11 protein-coding genes are annotated in these 18423 nt (G+C 73.9%); 10 read left to right on the top strand and 1 reads right to left on the bottom strand.

The features are described from left to right. Window positions 1-124: 124 nt before the first annotated feature. The 8 genes from ABZU75_RS26400 (at window position 125) to ABZU75_RS26365 (ending at window position 14999) form a co-directional block, all read left to right on the top strand. Window positions 125-1312, top strand: coding sequence for an AAA family ATPase (locus tag ABZU75_RS26400; RefSeq protein ID WP_355559419.1), 1188 nt, complete (start codon window positions 125-127; stop codon window positions 1310-1312). Then, the gene (locus ABZU75_RS26395) at window positions 1309-4989 is read left to right on the top strand and encodes a DUF5682 family protein (RefSeq protein ID WP_355559415.1); all 3681 of its coding nucleotides are present in this window, start codon (window positions 1309-1311) and stop codon (window positions 4987-4989) included. The genes ABZU75_RS26400 and ABZU75_RS26395 overlap by 4 nt, the downstream gene beginning before the upstream one ends. Beyond that, window positions 4986-6989, top strand: coding sequence for a hypothetical protein (locus ABZU75_RS26390; protein WP_355559412.1), 2004 nt, complete (start codon window positions 4986-4988; stop codon window positions 6987-6989). The genes ABZU75_RS26395 and ABZU75_RS26390 overlap by 4 nt, the downstream gene beginning before the upstream one ends. A 122-nt stretch (window positions 6990-7111) precedes the next feature. Continuing rightward, window positions 7112-7540 carry a nitroreductase family deazaflavin-dependent oxidoreductase gene (locus ABZU75_RS26385; RefSeq protein ID WP_350923819.1) on the top strand — a complete coding sequence of 143 codons (429 nt, stop codon included), beginning with the start codon at window positions 7112-7114 and terminating at the stop codon, window positions 7538-7540. Between the two features lie 358 nt (window positions 7541-7898). Further along, the gene (locus ABZU75_RS26380) at window positions 7899-9290 is read left to right on the top strand and encodes a helix-turn-helix transcriptional regulator (RefSeq protein WP_355559409.1); all 1392 of its coding nucleotides are present in this window, start codon (window positions 7899-7901) and stop codon (window positions 9288-9290) included. A gap of 176 nt (window positions 9291-9466) precedes the next feature. Beyond that, window positions 9467-10486, top strand: a complete 1020-nt coding sequence (locus ABZU75_RS26375; protein WP_355559407.1) for an iron chelate uptake ABC transporter family permease subunit — start codon at window positions 9467-9469, stop codon at window positions 10484-10486. A 2-nt stretch (window positions 10487-10488) separates the two neighbouring features. Continuing rightward, window positions 10489-11511 carry an iron chelate uptake ABC transporter family permease subunit gene (locus ABZU75_RS26370; protein ID WP_355559468.1) on the top strand — a complete coding sequence of 341 codons (1023 nt, stop codon included), beginning with the start codon at window positions 10489-10491 and terminating at the stop codon, window positions 11509-11511. 86 nt (window positions 11512-11597) lie between these two features. Further along, window positions 11598-14999, top strand: a complete 3402-nt coding sequence (locus ABZU75_RS26365) for an amino acid adenylation domain-containing protein (RefSeq protein ID WP_355559404.1) — start codon at window positions 11598-11600, stop codon at window positions 14997-14999. Window positions 15000-15025: 26 nt separating this feature from the next. Here ABZU75_RS26365 and entS read toward each other — a convergent pair whose 3' ends face one another. Next, window positions 15026-16267 (bottom strand): enterobactin transporter EntS, encoded by a 1242-nt coding sequence (gene entS, locus ABZU75_RS26360; RefSeq protein ID WP_355559401.1) that lies wholly within the window; start codon window positions 16265-16267, stop codon window positions 15026-15028. Between the two features lie 78 nt (window positions 16268-16345). Between entS and panD the strand changes: the two genes are divergently transcribed. Then, a complete protein-coding gene (panD, locus tag ABZU75_RS26355; RefSeq protein WP_355559398.1) occupies window positions 16346-16753 on the top strand; it encodes an aspartate 1-decarboxylase in 408 nt (135 codons plus the stop codon). A gap of 3 nt (window positions 16754-16756) precedes the next feature. Beyond that, window positions 16757-18331, top strand: a complete 1575-nt coding sequence (locus ABZU75_RS26350) for an AMP-binding protein (protein WP_355559395.1) — start codon at window positions 16757-16759, stop codon at window positions 18329-18331. Window positions 18332-18423: the final 92 nt, after the last annotated feature.

Raw genomic sequence — 18423 nt, 5'->3', positions numbered from 1 at the left:
CCCCCCGCGACCCGCTCACCAGGAACCACCAGTTCTCAACGGCCCGGTCGGCCGGACCGCGCACGGACCCGCCCCGCGTGTTCCGGCCGGCCGGGCAGTACGACAGGCAGAAGGATCTCTCTCGATGACCATGACCGAACAGACGGTCCCCCCGGCGCCTTCCGGCCGGCAGACGCTGCCGGCCGAGGAACGGCACGCCGCCGAACTCGCCTTCCTCGCCGCCCACGACGACGGCCCCCGGCCCCCCGGCTGGTCGCTGACCCCGCGCGCGGTCGTCACGTTCGTCTGCGGCAGCGAAGGACAGACCCTCGAACTGCCCGGATCCCGGCAGGCGAGCATGGGCGAAGGCCCCGATTCGCCCACCCGGCTCGTCATCGCTCCCAAGTTCGTCGGCGAGCGCTCCCTGGTGGAACGCTGCGTGGTGACCCTCGCCGGTGAGCGCGGCCTGCTGCTGGTCGGCGAGCCCGGCACCGCCAAGTCGATGCTCTCCGAGCTTCTCGCGGCCGCCGTCTGCGGCACGAGCGCGCTCACCGTGCAGGGCACCGCGGGCACCACCGAGGACGCCTTCCGCTACGGCTGGAACTACGCCCTGCTCCTGGCCCAGGGGCCGAGCCGCCAGGCGCTGGTCGACTCCCCGGTGCTGTCCGCCATGCGATCCGGGCGGGTCGCCCGGATCGAGGAGATCACCCGCTGCCTGCCGGAGGTGCAGGACGCCCTGGTGTCGATCCTGTCCGACCGTCGCCTCAGCGTGCCCGAACTCGCCGGCACGCCCGACGCGCTGACGCCGGCGGCCCCGGGCTTCACCGTGATCGCCACGGCCAACCTGCGCGACCGGGGGGTCTCGGAGATGTCGGCGGCGCTCAAGCGCCGGTTCAACTTCGAGACGGTCGCCCCCATCGCCGACCCCGCCGCCGAGGCCGCCCTGGTGCGCGGACAGGCCACCGCCGTGGTGCGACGGGCCGGCGCGGCCTTCGGCGTCGACGACGCCGTGCTGGACGCCCTGGTCACCGTCTTCCGGGACCTGCGCTCCGGCCGCTCGGCCGAGGGCTGGGACGTGGAACGGCCGGGAACCGTGATGTCCACCGCCGAGGCGGTGCAGGTGGCGGCCTCCCTCGGGGTGGCGGCGGCCTACCTCCCCGGCGGGGACGTCCTCGACCTGGTGCCCGGCCACCTGCTCGGCGTGGTCCGCAAGGACGACCCGGCCGACCACGCGCGGCTGCTCGGCTACTGGGACGGCCCGGTGCGACGCCGCGCCGAGGACGGTTCCGCGATGTGGCGCCGTCTCTGGGACCTGCGGGAGAACCTGCGTTGACCGGCGATCGGCAGGCGAGCGCGCATGCCCGGGGAACGACAGGTCAGGGCTCCGAGGTCTCGGACCCGGCCCCACGGAAGGGCGGCACCGGGGGGCCGGCCGGTCCCCACCCCCGGGAGGCGGTCGACGCGCTGGCCGGGGCCGCGCGGCCCTACCTGCTCGGCGTGCGCCACCACAGCCCCGCGCTGGCGACGGCGGTTCCGGCGCTGCTCGACGCCGCCGGAGCGGAGGTGGTCTGCGTCGAGTTGCCCGCCGACTTCCAGCCGTGGCTGGTCCACCTGGCGGATCCGGCCACCCTCGCGCCGGTCGCCCTCGCCGGGACGGGCGGCGACGGGCGGCTCGGGTTCTACCCGTTCGCCGACTTCTCACCGGAGCTGGCCGCCATCCGCTGGGCGCGCGAACACGGGGCCGAGGTGCTCTGCTGCGACCTTCCGCTCTCCGACCCCGGCTGGTCGGAGAGCGACCGGGCTCGGCCGGACGCCCGGCAGGCCCCGGCGGAGGTGCCGCCGGTCAGGGCCTTCGCCGATGCCCTCACCGCCTCGGCCACGGGCAGGGAGGGGGACGACATGTGGGACCGCGCCGTCGAGGTGCTCGCCCCCGGGTGCCCGCCCGAGGCGGTACGCCGAGCGGCGCTGGGCGTCGGCTGGGCGCTGCGGCAGGACGCGGCGGCCTCGGGCGGAGTGCCGGCCGGTGACCTGGTCCGCGAGGCGCACATGCGCGGAGTGCTCGCGAGGGCAGTCGCCGGCGGCCGGCGGGTCGCCGCCGTGATCGGCGCTTTCCACGCCCCCGCCCTGGTCGCTCCCGATCAGGTGGTCCATGGGGGCGACATCGGCGCCCCCGGCACGCCGGCGGCCAAGGACCCCTCGCCCGCCACATCACTCGTCCCGTACGCCTTCGACCTGCTCGACTTCAGATCCGGCTACCCGGCGGGCATCCGTGACCCGCGCTGGCAGCAGGCGGTCCTCGCCGCGTGCGGCGATCCCGGGAAGATCAGGGACGCCGCCGCCCGTACGATCACCGAGCTCTGCCGCGAGCTGCGCGCCGCCGGGCACACGGCGGGCACCGGCGAGGCCGTGGAGACGCTCCGGCTGGCCTGCGACCTGGCCCGGTTGCGTGGCCTGCCCGCGCCGGGGCGCGGCGAGCTGCTGGAGGCGGTGACGACGGTGCTCGGCCAGGGCGAACCCCTCGGGCGCGGCCGGGCGCTCGCCCGCGCCCTCGAGACGGTCCTGGTCGGCACCGAGCGCGGCAGGATCGCGCCGGGCACGCCCCGGTCCGGGCTCGGCCCCGCGGTCGAGGCCGAACTGGCGGAGCTGCGGCTGCCCCATCCCGGTGATCCAGGTCCCCGCGAGGTCCGCCTCGACCCGCTCCGCTCCGACCTGGACCGCCGCCGTGAGATCCTGCTGCAACGCCTGCTGGTGTGCGGCACCGGATACGGCCGGCCGACCGAGGTGGCGGGCACGGGTGACGCGACGGCACTCACCACCCGCTGGTCGCTCTCCTGGACCCCCTCGGTCGCCGCGCTGCTGGACCTGGCGGGCATCCGGGGTGTCACCGCGGCTCTGGCCGCCGCGGGGACGCTGCGCGAGACCTTCCGCGCGGAGTCCGCCGAGGGCGGCCCCACCTGCGCGGCGATTCTCACCGGACTGCGGGCCGCGGCCGCCTGCGATCTGCGGGACCTGGTCGCGGACCGCATCGAGGACGCCGCCGCGGTGCTCCCCGCCACCGCGGGGCTGCCCGACCTGCTCGAGGCCCTCGACCTGCTGGAGGCGCTGCGCCGCGAGCACCTTCCAGGAACCACGCCGGAGAGCCGGGAGCGGGCCGCGGGGCTGTTCGGCACCCTGCTGGAGGCCGCCGTACGGTCCCTGCCAGGTCTGGCCGGCAGTGACCGGCCCGAGGACGCGATCGCCTTGACGGCGCTCGCCACCCGCTCCGCCGAGCACCGGCTCGGCCTGCGTCTCGACGACGCGCTGGGCACGCTCGCGCGCACCGGCTCACCGCTCGTCCAGGGGGCCGCGCTCGCCGCCCGGGTCCTGCTCGACCTGGACGCGCCCGGCACCCTCGGGGCCCGAATCGCGGGATGGGTCGACGGCGCCACGGGCCCGGAGGGGCGCCATCGCCTGTCCCGCGCGCTCGCCGGCCTGCTGGTCGCCGCGGGCCCGCTCCTGCAGTCGGCCGCCGAGGCCCTCGACCCGCTGCTCGACCGTGTCGACGGCCTCGGCGACCAGGGCTTCCTGGATCGCCTTCCCGCACTGCGCGGTGGTTTCGACACGCTCACCCCGGCGGCACGGGACCGGTTGCTGCGAGCCGTGACCGACCGTCTCGGCGACCGGCTCGACCTGGCACTGAGCGCCCCGCCCGAGATCCTGGCCCTTTGGACCGCAGCGGACGTCGCCGGGCTGGCCGCGCTGAACGCCCTGCGGCTCCGCGTGCCCGGTCTCTCCCCTCCGCCGGCCGAGGCGATCACGGTCGCCGGGGAGCCGGCCTCCCCGGCCGTGCTCGCGGGAAGGACGGAGCCGGTGCTCCCGGCCGTACCCGCGGCGGGCGGGGAGGCCGCCTCGCGGCGACTCGCTCCGGCCGACCGGTGGCGGCTGCTCCTCGGCAGGGAGACCGGGCGACTGCCCGCCGACGCCAGGCGTTACGCGGACGCCCTGGACGAGCTGTACGGGATGGGTAGGGGAGAGGGAGCGGCCGACTTCGGGCCCGGCGGCGACGGTGGCGGGCAGGGCGTGTCCTTCCCGTCCGCGCGCGAGTGGGCAGTGGAACTCGACGCCCTGTTCGGAACCGAGGTGCGGGAGGAGGTGCTGGCCCGTGCGGCCGACGGCGGGCGGACCGACGTACTGTCCGAGCTCGACCCCGACACGGTACGCCCGTCGATCGAGCTGCTGACCTCTGTCCTGTCCCTGGCGGGCGGGCTGCCCGAGCAGCGGCTGGCCCGGCTCCGTCCGCTGGTCCGTCGCCTGGTCGCCGAGCTGGCCAGGGAGCTGGCCACCCGGATGCGCCCGGCGCTCACCGGCCTGGCGACGCCACGTCCCACCCGCCGTCCCGGCGGCCGGCTCAACCTGCCCGCCACGCTCCGGGCCAACCTGGCGCACACCCGCAGGACCGGCGACGGCAGGGTTCTCGTCGTCCCGGAGCGGCCGGTCTTCAGCACGCGGGTACGCAACGAGGCCGACTGGCGGCTGGTCTTCGTGGTCGACGTCTCGGGTTCGATGGAGGCCTCGGTGGTCTGGTCCGCGCTGACCGCGGCCGTCCTGGGAGGCGTTCCCACCCTCTCCACCCATTTTCTGGCCTTCTCCACCCAGGTGATCGACCTGACCGACCGGGTCGCCGATCCGCTGTCCCTGCTGCTCGACGTGCGGGTCGGCGGCGGTACCCACATCGCCGCCGGGCTCGCCCACGCGCGCTCCCTGGTCACCGTGCCGAGTCGCACGCTCGTCGTGGTGGTCAGCGACTTCGAGGAGGGCTACCCGCTCGGAGGGCTTCTCGGCGAGGTCCGCTCCCTCGTCTCCTCCGGCGTGCATCTGCTGGGCTGCGCCGCCCTGGACGACACCGGGGCCCCGCGCTACTCGGTGCCCGTCGCGCGTCAGCTTGTCGCGGCCGGGATGCCCGTCGCCGCACTCAGCCCGCTCGCCCTCGCCCGCTGGGTGGGCGACCGCCTTCGAGGAGAGACCCGTTGAACCTGCCAGCCTCCGCCTCCCCGGCCGGGCAACTGCCACCGGTGGAGCCGCATGTGGTCGCCTCGGCGGTAGAGGACCTCACGCCCAGGCTGCGGAAGAAGCTCGACGCGGCGATCGAGCGCTGCGCCGGGCTCGCCGCCACCGCCTCAGGGCAGGTCGTCTCCATCAGCTGGGGCGAGGACGCGGTGGTCACCCTCACTCCGGGCCCTTCGGGGACGATCGCCGACCCCGGCGCGGCCCGGTGCGGCTGCCTGCTCGCGCCCCGCTGCCTGCACCGCGCCGCCGTACTGAGCGCCTGCCCGGTCGCGGAGGCCGGCCTGCCCGAGACCTCCGAGCCGGCCGCCGACGCATCACCCGGTTCGGACGCGGACCCGGGCGCGACCCCCGCCCCGGCTACCGGCCGGAAAACGACCCAGGAAGCTGCACAGAACACGACCGGGAGAGCCACCACGGAGGCCGGTCCCGGGTCCAGGCAGGTGGCCGCCGCGGCCGGGTTGTGGGACGCCGCCGCCGCGGTGCTCGTAGGCGGGGTGCCCGGTGCCGGGGCGGTACCCCAGGCGGAGCTGCTCCGCGCCGCCCACACCGCCAGGCTGGCGGGCCTGCACAGGGCCGAGGCCGCTGCCCTGCGCGTCGTGCGCGGCCTACGTGCCGCTCGCGCACGCCATGACGGCCACCGCCTGGCCGACCTGGTCTCCGCGCTCAGGGAACTCCTGCTGACCGCGGGCAGGCTCGCCGCGGCCGACCCCGATCCAGCCCTGGTGGGAACCGCGCGCCGCGCCTACCGGCAGGGCGAGGCACTGAAGGTGTACGGGGTCTGCCGGGAACCGGTGATCAGCGTCACCGGCTACGGAGGGGTGGTCACCCACCTCGTCGCCGAGGACGGCCGCTGGTTCTCCGTCGCCGACGTCAGGCCCGGAGGATCGGCGCGTGCCCGCGGTGCCGCCACCGCCACGGTCGCGCTCGGCGCCGCGGCTCTCGACCACGCACGGCTGGCCAGAGGGGGACTGCTGATCTCCGGCGCGACGATCTCACCCGAGGGCCGTCTCGGCGCGGGTCGCGGCGTGCGGGCCAACCCCGTCGCGGGTCTGTCCTGGTCGGCCTCGCCGCTGGCGGCCCTGTTCGCCAGGCCGCTCGCCGAGACCGCCGGCGTGACATTCTCCGGGGACCCCTGGGGCGATCCGCAGGACGGCGGGGGAGCGGGGCAGCCGGTCGGATGTGACCTGGTGATCGTCGGCGCCGAGGGAGACCGGGTGCTCGCCCGCGAGCTGCCGCCCTGCGCGGAGCCGGGGGACGGAGCGGATGCGTTCCCCGTGTCCGCCGGACGTTCCGGCGCCGACGGCTCCCTCCGGGGACCGCTGGTCCGGCTCGCGCCGGCTGACTCCCATCCCGATCTGGCCCATGTCGCCAACCTGCGGCAGCTCGCGTCCAGGCCGGGGCTGAGGGTACGGGTGATCGGCAGGTTGGACCCCGACAGGGCCGCCACCCTGCGCCCGCTCGCGATCGGGCCGGTTCCCGGAGCCGGTCCGACGTTGCGCCTGCCCGCCGAGTGGATGGACCGCGCCGATCTCGGATACGACCGCCTGCGAGGTTCCCACCTCCCGTCTCGCGAGGACTGCCGGCTCCGGGAGGAGGCGGCCGAGGCCGGTACGGACCCGGTGGCGGCCGCACCCCTGTGGCGGGCGCGCCGCCTGGTGGAGCTGGCCGTCTCCGGCGGGCGGCGGGCGGTCGCGGAGTCCGCGCGGGGTGATTCCCTCGCCCAGCGGGCCGCGCTCCGCCGCGCGGGCTTCGAGACCGCCGCCGACCTCGTCGACGCGCTCACCGCGGAGGCCGACCGCCGCACCCGCGACGTGTTCGGCCGCCTGGCCGACTCCGGCGGCGACCGGTACGCCTGGACGTGGCTCGCCGCCGCCGTCCATCTCACGGCCACGGAACGGGCACTGGTCCGGGCGTCCTGGCACGACGGCCGCGCCCGATGTGCTCCCGGAGAGCGGGCCGGATGACACCCGTATCGGGATCCGTGGCGCTTCCCGGTGTTCGGCCGCCTCCGGGCGACCGCCCTCGCGGGTGCGGGCAGGAAGGACCGGATCAAGAAATGTCGCCGGTGGCCGATAGCGTGCGCGGCATGAGCGATGAGATCACCGACTCCCCCACCGGTTGGGTCGCCAAGCACGCCCGCAGGTACGTCGAGTCGAACGGTGCGGAGGGCCACCTCTATCACGGCCGGCCGACACTGCTGCTGACGACGGTCGGCCGCAGGTCCGGGGTGCGCCGGCGCACCCCGCTGATCTACGGCCGTGACGGTGACGCCTACGTGGTCGTCGCCTCCAACGGAGGGGCCACCGGTCACCCGCTGTGGTACCACAACCTGCTGGTCCTGCCTCAGGTCGAGGTGCAGGTGGAAGCCGAGACGTTCACGGCACTCGCGCGGACCGCGACCGCCGAGGAGAAGCCCGCGCTGTGGCGGCAGATGGTCGGCATCCACGCCGAGTACGCCGGCTACCAGCGCAAGACCGACCGCGACATCCCGGTGGTGATCCTCACACCTGCCTGAGGTCCCAGGCCAGTCACCCGGTCATGACCGTGACACCGGGGCGGACCGGGAGTTCCCGTCGTCCCGGCTGGCCGCCCTCACCGAGGTGGCACCGGAAAGCGGACGGGAACGGTCATGACCGCTCACCTGTACCGGGGATCTCGCGACGGGGTCAGAGACGGGCCGCGACCGCCGTGGTCGCGCGCACGGCTGCGATCTCATGGCGGGGCCGGGCGAGGTCGTGAGTTGTTCGTGATCTCATTTGGACCGCGACAATGCTGGCCACAAAGGGCAGTACGATCTACTGTAATTGACAATAAACCGTGCGTAAGGAGTGGGGCGTGGATCTCATCGTGCCGCCGGCGGAACGGGTGTGCTGATGGCCAGTCAAGCAAGCATCGGTGACCGCATCCGCAGATTGCGGTTGAGCAAGCACATGTCCCAGGCGCAGCTGGCCGGGCCAGACCTGTCTGACAGTTATGTTTCGCTCATCGAGTCAGGGAAGCGGAATCCCACTCCGAACGTCACGCGCCTGCTCGCCGAGCGGCTCGGCTGCGGCATCGAGTTCCTGCTCCACGGGATCGAGCCGCACCAGCGCGTCGACACCGGGCTCGCCCTGCGCCACGCCGAGCTGGAGTTGTGTCACGGGGATCCGGCCGTGGCGGCCGATCGTTTCGCGGAAACGGTCAGGGCCGCGGGCGACGACAACGCCGCTCTCGCCGCGCAGGCGAGGTTCGGCCAGGCTCGTGCGCTGGAGGCCCAGGGGTACACGGCGCAGGCGGTCGAGGCCTACGAGCGGCTTCGCCGCGAGGCCGCGGCGCATCCCGAGCGCCTTGCCGACCTGCCGGTCGTCGTGGCGCTCTGCCGCTGCTACCACCGAGCCGGTGACGCGCTACGCGCCCGGGATCTCGGGCTGAACGCTCTGGCACAGGCCGTTCGGCTCGGGCTCGACCAGGGCGCCCTGGCTCTCGACCTCGCCGTGGTGCTCGCCGAGACGGAGATCGACCTGGCATATGCCGAGCGCGTGCTGTCGGCGTCCGGCATGCCCGAGGCCGTCGACCGCGGTCCGGAGGTTCTCGGCCTGTGGCAGGCCAGCGCGGCCGCGGCGGAGAAGGACTCCGCGCTGGCCCTGCGGCTCGCGGAGGACGCCATCGCCGCCGGCCGGTCCACCCAGATGGCCTTCGACTACGCCCGGAGCGCGATGTGCTGGGCGTGGATCACCGCCGCGAGCCCCGAGGACGCCGGCCTTGACCGGGCGGGCGAGTTCGCCGCCTCCGCGGCCGAGGTCCTCACGCGCCTGTCACCCGGGGCGGTCGAACACGCCCGGAGCCTGATCGTGCTCTCCCGCGTGCGGCTGCGCGCCGGCGACGTGGACGCCGCCGCCGACCTGTCGGACCGGGCTCTCGGCCTGCTCGCCGGCGTGCGCGGGGCGGTGCCGGCCATGGCGTACATGGTCCTGGCCGAGCTCGCCTTGGCACGCTCCAAAGACGGCGGCCCGGCGCTGGCGGAGGCGCAGGAGGCACTCGCCGATCCGGCCACCACGTCGGCCTCCCTCACCGACAGGCAGTCGGCCAGGCTCTGGCGCGAGATCGGCGACCTCTGGGGGCGGGCCGGATCACCGGAGAGGCAGACGAACGCCTATCGCCGGGCGCTCGAAACCGTGGGGGTCTGCTTGCGGATGGAGACGCCACCCGGCTCGACGTGGCGTGAGGTGGTGACTCCCGCGATTCCGGCGCACCTCGGCGCTTCGCGCGGGGCGGCGGCCGGGTAGCTCGCCCGCGGGGCCGGTTCTCGCCCCGCTCGGCGCGACGAGCGGGGCGGAGCCGGTCGTGATGGCCGGTGCCTGCCCTGCCGCGCGACGCCGAGGCCTGGCGCCGATTGTCCACCGGTGCGTGTTGTCGGGGCCGTACGTCGCCATTATTGTTAGGTTAGGCTAACTTAATCTCTGTGGCTCCCCCCGCGAAGAGCGCGTATATCCGGAGACGGCTGACCGGCCTGTGTCTGCTCGGTGGCCTGTTGCTGCTCACCGTGCTGGCAGGCATCGCGATCGGCGCCAAGCAGATCCCGCTGGACCAGGTCCTCTCGGGCGTGTTCGCTCCCGACGGCTCGGAGAACGCGCTGATCATCCAGGAGCTGCGGCTGCCGCGCACGCTGCTGGGGGTGGCCGTGGGGGCGGCGCTCGGCCTGGCGGGCGCGCTGATGCAGGCGCTGACCCGTAACCCCCTGGCCGAACCCGGCCTGCTCGGCGTCAACGGCGGCGCGGCGATGGCGGTCGTGACGGTGGTCGGCCTGTTCCGGGTGGACGAGGTCCTCGTCTACGTGTGGGCGGCGTTCCTCGGGGCCGCCGGGGCCGCGCTGCTGGTCTACGTGATCGGGTCGCGCGGCCGTTCCGGCGCCACCCCCGCGCGGCTGGTCCTGGCGGGAGCCGGGATCAACGCGGTGTTCAGCTCGCTGACGGCGGGAGTGATGCTGCTCAGCCCGCGTGGTTTCAACGGCTTCCGGTTCTGGCAGGTGGGCTCGCTGTCCGGACGCGACCTCGGTGTCTTCGCGCAGATCGGCCCGTTCCTGCTGGCGGGGACGGTGCTGGCGCTCTGCCTGGCGCGCCCGCTCAACGCGCTGGCGCTGGGGGAGGACACGGGACAGGCACTGGGCGTACGCGCGGGCCGGACCCGCGCGCTGGGGGCGCTGGCGGTCGTGGTGCTGTGCGGCGCCGCCACGGCGGCGGTGGGGCCGATCGCCTTCGTCGGGCTGGCGGTGCCCTTCGTGGCCCGGGCGCTGGTCGGCCCGGACCAGCGCTGGGTACTGCCGTACTCGCTGCTGCTGGCGCCGGTGCTGCTGCTCGGCGCGGACATCGTCGGTCGCGTGGTCGCGGCGCCCGGCGAGCTGGAGACGGGCATCGTCACCGCGTTCCTGGGCGCGCCCCTGCTGGCACTGATGGTCCGTCGCGGAAGGGTTCCCCAGCTGTGAGCATGAATCGTGTCCTGCGCGTCGGGAGCATGTCCGTGCGGTGGCGGCCGCGGGCCGTCGCCGTGTGTGCCGTGCTGGCGGGCGTCGCGCTGGGGGCGGCGGTGCTCGTGGTCGGCAGTGGAGACTTCCCCGTCTCCGTCACCGAGGTGGTGGAGGCGCTGGCCGGGCGGGGAGAGCGCGCGACGGAGTTCATCGTGCTCACGTTGCGCCTGCCCAGGGCCGTCACCGGCCTGCTCGCCGGGGCGGCCCTGGGCCTGAGCGGTGCGATCTTCCAGAGCATCACGCGCAACCCGCTGGGCAGTCCCGACCTCATCGGGTTCACCACGGGTTCGGCCACCGGCGCGCTGCTGCAGATCCTGGTCGTCGGCGGCGGCACCGCCGCCATCGCGGCCAGCTCCGTCCTCGGTGCGGTGCTGACCGCGCTCGCCGTCTACCTGGTCGCCTACCGCGGCGGGGTGCACGGCTACCGGCTGGTACTGGTCGGGGTCGCCGCGGCCGCGATGCTGGAGTCGTTCAACGCCTACCTCGTCACCCGGGCCGAACTGCGCGAGGCGTACGAGGCGGCGTTCTGGCTCACCGGCAGCCTGACCGGCAGGGGCTGGCCGCACGCGTGGCCGCTGGCCCTGGCCATGGCCGTGCTCGTTCCGGTCACGATGGCGTTCGGGCACCGGCTGCGGATGGGGGAGCTTGGAGACGACGCGGCCCAGGCGCTCGGTGTGCCGGTCCAGCGGACGCGGGCCGCGCTGGTGGTGACGGGCGTGGGGCTGGTGGCGGTGGCGACCGCGGCGGTGGGACCGGTCCCGTTCGTCGCGCTGGCCGCACCGCAGCTGGTGCGGAGGCTCACCCGCCGGCCCGGCACGCAGCTCGTGCCGGCCGCGCTGATGGGCGCGGCGCTGCTCGTCCTCAGTGATCTGGCGACGCTGCACCTGCCGGTCACGCCGCCGGTCGGTGTGGTCACCGGTGTGCTGGGCGGCGTCTACCTGATCTGGCTGCTGTCGACCGAGGGGATGCGGGGGCGGGCGTGAGCGGGTCGCACGGTTGGCGGGAGGCGAGCGTTGACGCCCGAACATCCTTAAATTAGGTTAGCCTTACCTAACTTAGGGAGAGCTCTGTGCTGACCAGGGAAGAACTGCACGATTCGCTGACAGAACTGCTCGGAGAGCCGGTGGAGGCGGACGACAATCTCATCGAACTGGGCATGGATTCGATCCAGCTGATGGGATTGACCGGCCGCCTGCGCCGCCTCGGCGTCGAGATCGGTTTCGCCGAACTCGCGCGGCGGCCCACGCTGGCCGAGTGGTGGGAGCTACTCGCCGAACGCGGTGCCCTCACCCCGGTTCCGAGTTCAGGCCAGGACCGCGTTCCCGATCCCGAGCGGGAGGCCACGGAGCCGGGCGAGCCGTTCCCTCTCGCGCTCATGCAGCACGCCTACTGGATCGGCCGCGACTCAGGCCAGTCACTCGGCTCCGTCGCCGCACACCTCTACGTGGAGCTCGACGGCCGCGAGATCGACCCCGGCCGCCTTGAGAGGGCGGTCCTGGCACTCGTCGAGCGGCATCCGATGCTGCGGGTCGCCGTCTGCGATGACGGCACCCAGCGCGTCCTGCCGGAGCGGCCGGGACCCGCGGTCACGGTGCACGACCTGCGCGCCGCGCCGGATCCCGAACAGGAGCTGGAACGGCTGCGCGCCCAGATGTCCACCCAACGGCTTCCCATCGAGACGGGCCGGGTCTTCGACGCGCGGCTGAGCCTGCTGCCCTCCGGGGCCGCGCGGCTGCACCTGGACGTCGACATGGTCGCCGCCGACGCGATGAGCTACCGTACGCTGCTGGCCGACCTCGCCGCGCTGTACGAGGGCGAGAACCTGCCGCCGATCGACTACAGCTACGCGCGCTATCTCGCCGCCGACCCCCGCGCGAAGGCCCGCGACCGGGACCGCAGGTGGTGGGGCGAGCGGCTCGGCGAGCTGTCCGGGCCGCCAGAGCTGCCGGTCGTGCCGCGCCCGGGGGAGAAGGTCGTGCGCAAACACCACTGGTTGCCCCCCGAGGGCCGGCAGCGGCTGATCGCCCGCGCGCACCGCGAGGGGGTCACGCCGGCGATGGCGCTCGCCGCGGTCTTCGCCGAGGTGATGGGGGCCTGGTCGGCGACCCCGCACTTCCTGCTGAACCTGCCGCTCTTCCACCGTGAGCCCATCCACCCCGACGTGGACGCCCTGGTCGGCGACTTCACCGGCTCCATCCTGCTGGAGGCGGACCTGTCGCGGGAACTGCCGTTCGTCGAGCGCGCCCGCGAGCTGCAGGCGCTGCTGCACACGGCCGGTGAGCACAGCGACTACTCCGGGGTGGAGGTGCTGAGAGACCTGTCGCGGGCGCGGGGTGAGCAGGTGCTGGCCCCGATCGTCTACACCAGCGCTCTCAACCTCGGCGAGCTGTTCGGGGAGCGGGCGCGGCGCAGCTTCGGCGAGCCGGAATGGATCATCTCCCAGGGGCCGCAGGTGCTGCTGGACGCCCAGGTCACCGAGGTCTCCGATGGCCTGCTGCTGAACTGGGACGTACGCGATCCGGCTTTCCCCGACGGCGTCGCCGACGCGATGTTCGCCGCCTACACGGGCGCGATCACCCGCCTGGGCGCGCCGGGCGCCGACTGGAGCGATCCGCTGGGGATCGGTGCCCCGCCGGACCAGCTGCGCCGGCGGCACGAGCTCAACGCCCAGCCGCCGCCACCCGCGCGGACGCTGCACGAGGGGTTCTTCGCGCGGGCCCGGCGTACTCCGGACCTGGCGGCGCTGCACTGGGGCACCGACGGCACGCTCACCTACGGCGAGCTGGCCGACCGCGCCCTGCGCGTCGCCGCCCACCTCGCCGAGCAGGGGGTGCGGCCCGGCGACCGCGTCTCGGTCGAACTGCCCAAGGGACCCGACCAGGCCGTCGCGGTGCTCGGCACGCTGGCCGCCGGTGCCGCGTACGTACCCGTCGGGTCCGGACAGCCCGCCGCCCGCCGGGAGAGGATCCTGAAGGCGGCGGGGGTCGTGGTCTCGCTCACCTCGGCCGTGACGCACCCCGCGCCGCTGGAAGGACCGGTTCCCGTTCCTCCCGGGCAGGTCGGCTACGTGCTGTTCACCTCGGGCTCCACCGGGGAGCCCAAGGGGGTGGAGGTCTCGCACCTGGCCGCGATGAACACGATCGGGGACCTGGTCGAGCGGTTCTCGCTCGGTGAGGCGGACGTCTCGCTCGCGGTGTCGGCCCTCGACTTCGACCTGTCGGTGTTCGACCTGTTCGCGCCCTGGTCCAGCGGTGGCGCAGTGGTGATCCCGGAAGAGGACGAGCGGCGCGACGCCACCCGCTGGGCCGAGCTGGTCGAGCGGTGGTCGGTGACCGTGCTGAACTGCGTGCCCTCGGTGCTGGAGATGCTGCTGCGGATCGGCCCCGTACCGAGCCTGCGGCTGGTCCTGCTCGGCGGCGACTGGGTCGGCACCCACCTGCCCGCGCTGCTGCGTGACCGTTCGCCGAGGTGCCGGTTCGTCGCGCTCGGCGGTACGACGGAGACGGCCATCCACTCGACGGTGCTGGAGGTCGGCGGCGAGGTGCCCGCAGACTGGACGGCGGTCCCCTACGGCGTGCCGCTGCGGGGAGTGGCCTGCCGGGTCGTGGACGAGATCGGGCGCGACCGTCCCGACTGGGTGCGGGGCGAGCTGTGGATCGGCGGCGCCGGTGTCGCGGACGGCTACACCGGCGACGCCGAGCGCACCGCCGACCGTTTCGTCGTGCACGAGGGCACCCGCTGGTACCGGACCGGGGACATGGCCAGATACCGGCCGGACGGCACGCTGGAGTTCCTCGGGCGGCGCGACCACCAGGTGAAGGTGCGCGGGTTCCGGATCGAGCTCGGCGAGGTCGAGACCGCGCTGGAGAGCCACCCCCGGGTACGCAGGGCCGTCGGCCTGCTCGCCGGCTCACGGCTGGCCGCCGCGGTCGTGCTCGCGGAGGAGCCCGAAATGGAGACCGGAACGCCGGAGCTGCTCGCCCACGTACGGGAGCTGCTGCCCTCGCACATGGTCCCGGACCTGCTGGTGCCCCTGGCCGCGCTGCCGCTCACGGCCAACAACAAGGTGGACCGCAAGGCGCTCGCCGCCCTGGTCGCCGCCGCGGCGGGGGAGACGGGCACGCCGTACACCGCCCCGGCCACGGCGCTGGAGCGGGTGCTCGCCCGGGTGGTCGGCCAGGTGCTCGGCGTGCCGCGGGTCGGCGCGCACGACGACATCTTCGCGCTCGGTGGCGACTCGGTGCTGGCCACCACCATCATCGCGCGGCTGCGCGAGGCGCTCGACGCCTCGTCCCTGCCGCTGAGGGCGCTGTTCACCGAGCGGACCGTCTCGCGTGTCGCCCGCCGGTTCGCCGAGGTGGAGGAGACCTCCGGCAGGCTGGAGGCGGTCGCGGAGATCTGGCTCATGGTGGAGGGCATGTCCGAGGACGAGCTCGCCGAGCGCCTGGGCACGGGCGGCGGAGGCGACTGACCGGTCGTCACCGCGGGGTGGCGCGGCTAGGCGTCCTGAGGTTCGCTCTCCAGGGTCGCACCGCGCAGGCCGGTGAGCGTGAGGGCCAGGGCCAGCGCCAGAGCGGCGCTGGCCGCTCCGTACACGACGATCGCGGTACCGGGGGCCAGGTAACGGCCGAGCGCGCCCGCGCCGAGCGCGCCGACGGCCTCGCCGCCGGTCTCCTGGGCGGCCCACAGGGCGTTCACCCGGCCGAGGTAGCCGTCGGGGGTGTGCGCCTGGATGAGGCCGTAGCGGATGATCTCCTCGATGGACGCGACGAAGCCGTACCCGAAGAGGATCGCGACGGCGAGCGCGGGATGCCCGGCCAGTCCGAGGCAGGCCAGGAGCACGAAGCCGCAGACCGAGGCGGCGAGCAGCGCCCTGCCCGGTGCGCGCGAGTGCACGACCCACCCGCTGGTGAGCGAGCCGAGCACCGCGCCGCAGGCCGGCGCGGTGTAGAGCAGGCCGATCGTGGCCGGGCCACCGCCCAGCTGCAGGGTCGCGAACGCGGGCATGAGCACCGGGATGCCGCCCGCCACCATGAACAGCAGGCCGAGCAGCATGAGCGAGCCGACGACGCGGTGGGTGGCCACGAACCGCAGTCCGGAGCCGATCGCCCTCAACGGGTTCTCGGTGACCACGACGGCCGGTCTCAGGGCGGGGAGCCTCGTCAGCAGGCCGAGGGTGACCAGGGTGCCGAAGGCCGCGGCCGCGTAGTTCCAGCCGACGCCGAACGCCGAGATGGTCAGGCCGCCGAGCGCGGGAGAGATCATCGAGCCGAGCCGTACGGTCAGCGCGTTGAGCGCGCCCGCCGCGACGAGTTTGTCCGGGGTGACCAGGGCGGGGGTCGCGGCCAGCAGCGCGGTGACGCTGACACCGGTCGCCAGCCCGTCCCAGGCCGCAAGCAGGTAGATCGCGGCCAGCGAGGGGGAGGGCAGGAAGGCGTTCAGTGCCAGCAGTGCGAAGCCCAGACCGGCCGCGCCGCGCGCCAGGAGCATCAACCGGCGCCGGTCCTGCCGGTCGGCCAGCACCCCGCCCCACAGGAACCCGGCGAGTAGGGCGAACCCCTCGGCGGAGGAGACGGCGCCGACGTGTACCGTCGATCCGGTCATCGCATAGACCTGTACGGGCACCGCGACCAGGAGCATGCCGATGCCGAAGACCGACACGGTGCGTGCGATGAACACGTCGCGGAAGGCCCTGCTGGTTCTCAGCGGGCTGATGTCCATGGCCAGACGACGCAACATCTTCGGGGTTCTCCTCGACAGGCAGAATCAGTAAGGTGAGGCTAACCTTAGTTGACCTTAAGGAAAGAGGACAGAGCAGTGCAGCGGGTCCTGATGAATGGAAAAATCCACCGCGCCACCGTGACCCAGGCGGACCTGCACTACGTGGGTTCCCTGACGATCGACGCCGAGCTGATGGCCGCCGCCGACATCGTCGAGGGTGAGCAGGTCCACGTCGTCGACATCGACAACGGCGCCCGTCTCGTCACCTACGCGATCACCGGTGAGGCCGGCACCGGGGTCATCGGCGTCAACGGCGCGGCCGCCCACCTGGTCCACCCGGGGCACCTGGTCATCATCATCTCGTACGGCAACTTCGACGCCGCGGAGGCGAAGGCGCACCGGCCCAGTGTCGTCCACGTGGACGGCGCCAACCGTGTCGTCGCGCTCGGCTCCGATCCGGCCGAGCCGGTCGCCGGCGCGGCGGCCCAGATCGCGGGGCGGTGACCGGTGGAGGGGTTCACCCCGTGGCCCGAGGAGTTCGCGGCGCGTTACCAGGCCGAGGGCTACTGGGGCGACCGGCTGCTCGGCGACGTGCTGAGCGGGGGCGAGAAGGAGCGGACCGCGCTCGTGGCCGGGGAGGAGCGGCTGACCTACGCGGAGCTGGATCGCCGCGCCGAACGCACCGCCGCCGGCTTCGCGCGGCTGGGCATCCGGCAGGGTGACCGCGTCGTGGTGCAGCTGCCCAACACCGCCTCCTTCGTCGTCGTCTTCCTCGCCCTGGTCAGGATCGGCGCCGCCCCGGTGCTGGCTCTGCCCGCGCACCGGGGGAGCGAGATCGGCTACCTGTGCGAGCTGAGCGAGGCCAGGGCGTACGTCATCCCCGACACTCACGGCGGGTTCGACTACCGCGACCTGGCCCGCTCGCTGGCGGTGGAACATGTCGTGGTGGACGGGGACGCCCAGGAGTTCCGCGCGCTGGCCGACCTCGGCACCGGCGCGGGGGCGGACGTGTCCTACGAGCGGCCCGACCCCGCAGACGTGGGGGTGTTCCTGCTCTCCGGTGGCACCACCGGGCTTCCGAAGCTCATCCCGCGCACTCACCGCGACTACGTCTACAACCTGGAGGCCAGCGCCGAGGTCTGCGGCTTCACCTCCGAGACCGTCTACCTCGTGGTGCTCCCGGTCGCGCACAACTTCGCGCTCGCCTGCCCGGGCATCCTCGGGGTGTTCGCCAAGGGCGGCACGGTCGTGCTGGCGCCCTCCGGGGCGCCCGACGAGGCGTTCCCCCTCATCGAGCGCGAGAGGGCGACGGTGTGCGCGGTGGTGCCGCCCATCGCGCTGCTCTGGCTGGAGGCGGCGTCCTGGTCGAAGGAGGACCTGTCGTCGCTGGAGCTGCTGCAGGTGGGCGGCGCCAAGTTCGCGGCCGAGCGGGCCGCGCAGGTCCCCGGCGTGCTGGGCTGTGCGGTGCAGCAGGTGCTGGGGATGGCCGAGGGACTGCTCAACTTCACCCGCCTGGACGATCCCCGGGAGCTGGTCGACACCACGCAGGGCAGGCCGCTGTCGCCGGCCGACGAGATCCTGGTGGTCGACTCCGACGACGTGGAGGTCGCCCCCGGCGAGGTCGGCGAGCTGCTCACCCGCGGTCCCTACACCCTGCGCGGCTACTACCGCGCGCCCGAGCACAACGCGCGCTCCTTCACCCCCGACGGTTTCTACCGGAGCGGAGACCTGGTGCGGATGCTCCCCTCCGGCCATCTCGTCGTGGAGGGCAGGGTCAAGGACCAGATCAACCGGGGCGGTGACAAGATCTCGGCCGAGGAACTGGAGAACCACCTGCTGGCCCATCCCGCGGTGCACGACGCCGCCGTGGTCGGTGCGCCGGATCCGGTGATGGGGGAGCGCACCTGCGCCTTCCTGATCGTGCGGGACCAGGCGCCGACGCTGCGGGAGATCAAGCGGTTCCTGAAGGAACGCGGCGTGGCGGGATACAAGTGGCCCGATCGTGTCGAGCTGGTCGACGCCTTCCCCCGCACCCCGGTCGGCAAGGTCAGCAAGAAGGAGCTCGCCGCCGGCCTGCGCTGAGCTGACGAGCGTGTGCGCGTTCAGATGTTCCAGAGCGTGCCGGCCGGCCGTGTACACGAGGGTTCCGGAAAGGCCCTGGTTTCGATGTGCCG

It is taken from the genome of Streptosporangium sp. NPDC005286, assembly GCF_040607515.1.
In the GTDB taxonomy this organism is placed as follows: domain Bacteria; phylum Actinomycetota; class Actinomycetes; order Streptosporangiales; family Streptosporangiaceae; genus Streptosporangium.
The sequence above is the reverse complement of the archived record's forward strand: the minus strand, read 5'-3'. Positions and strand labels throughout refer to the sequence as shown.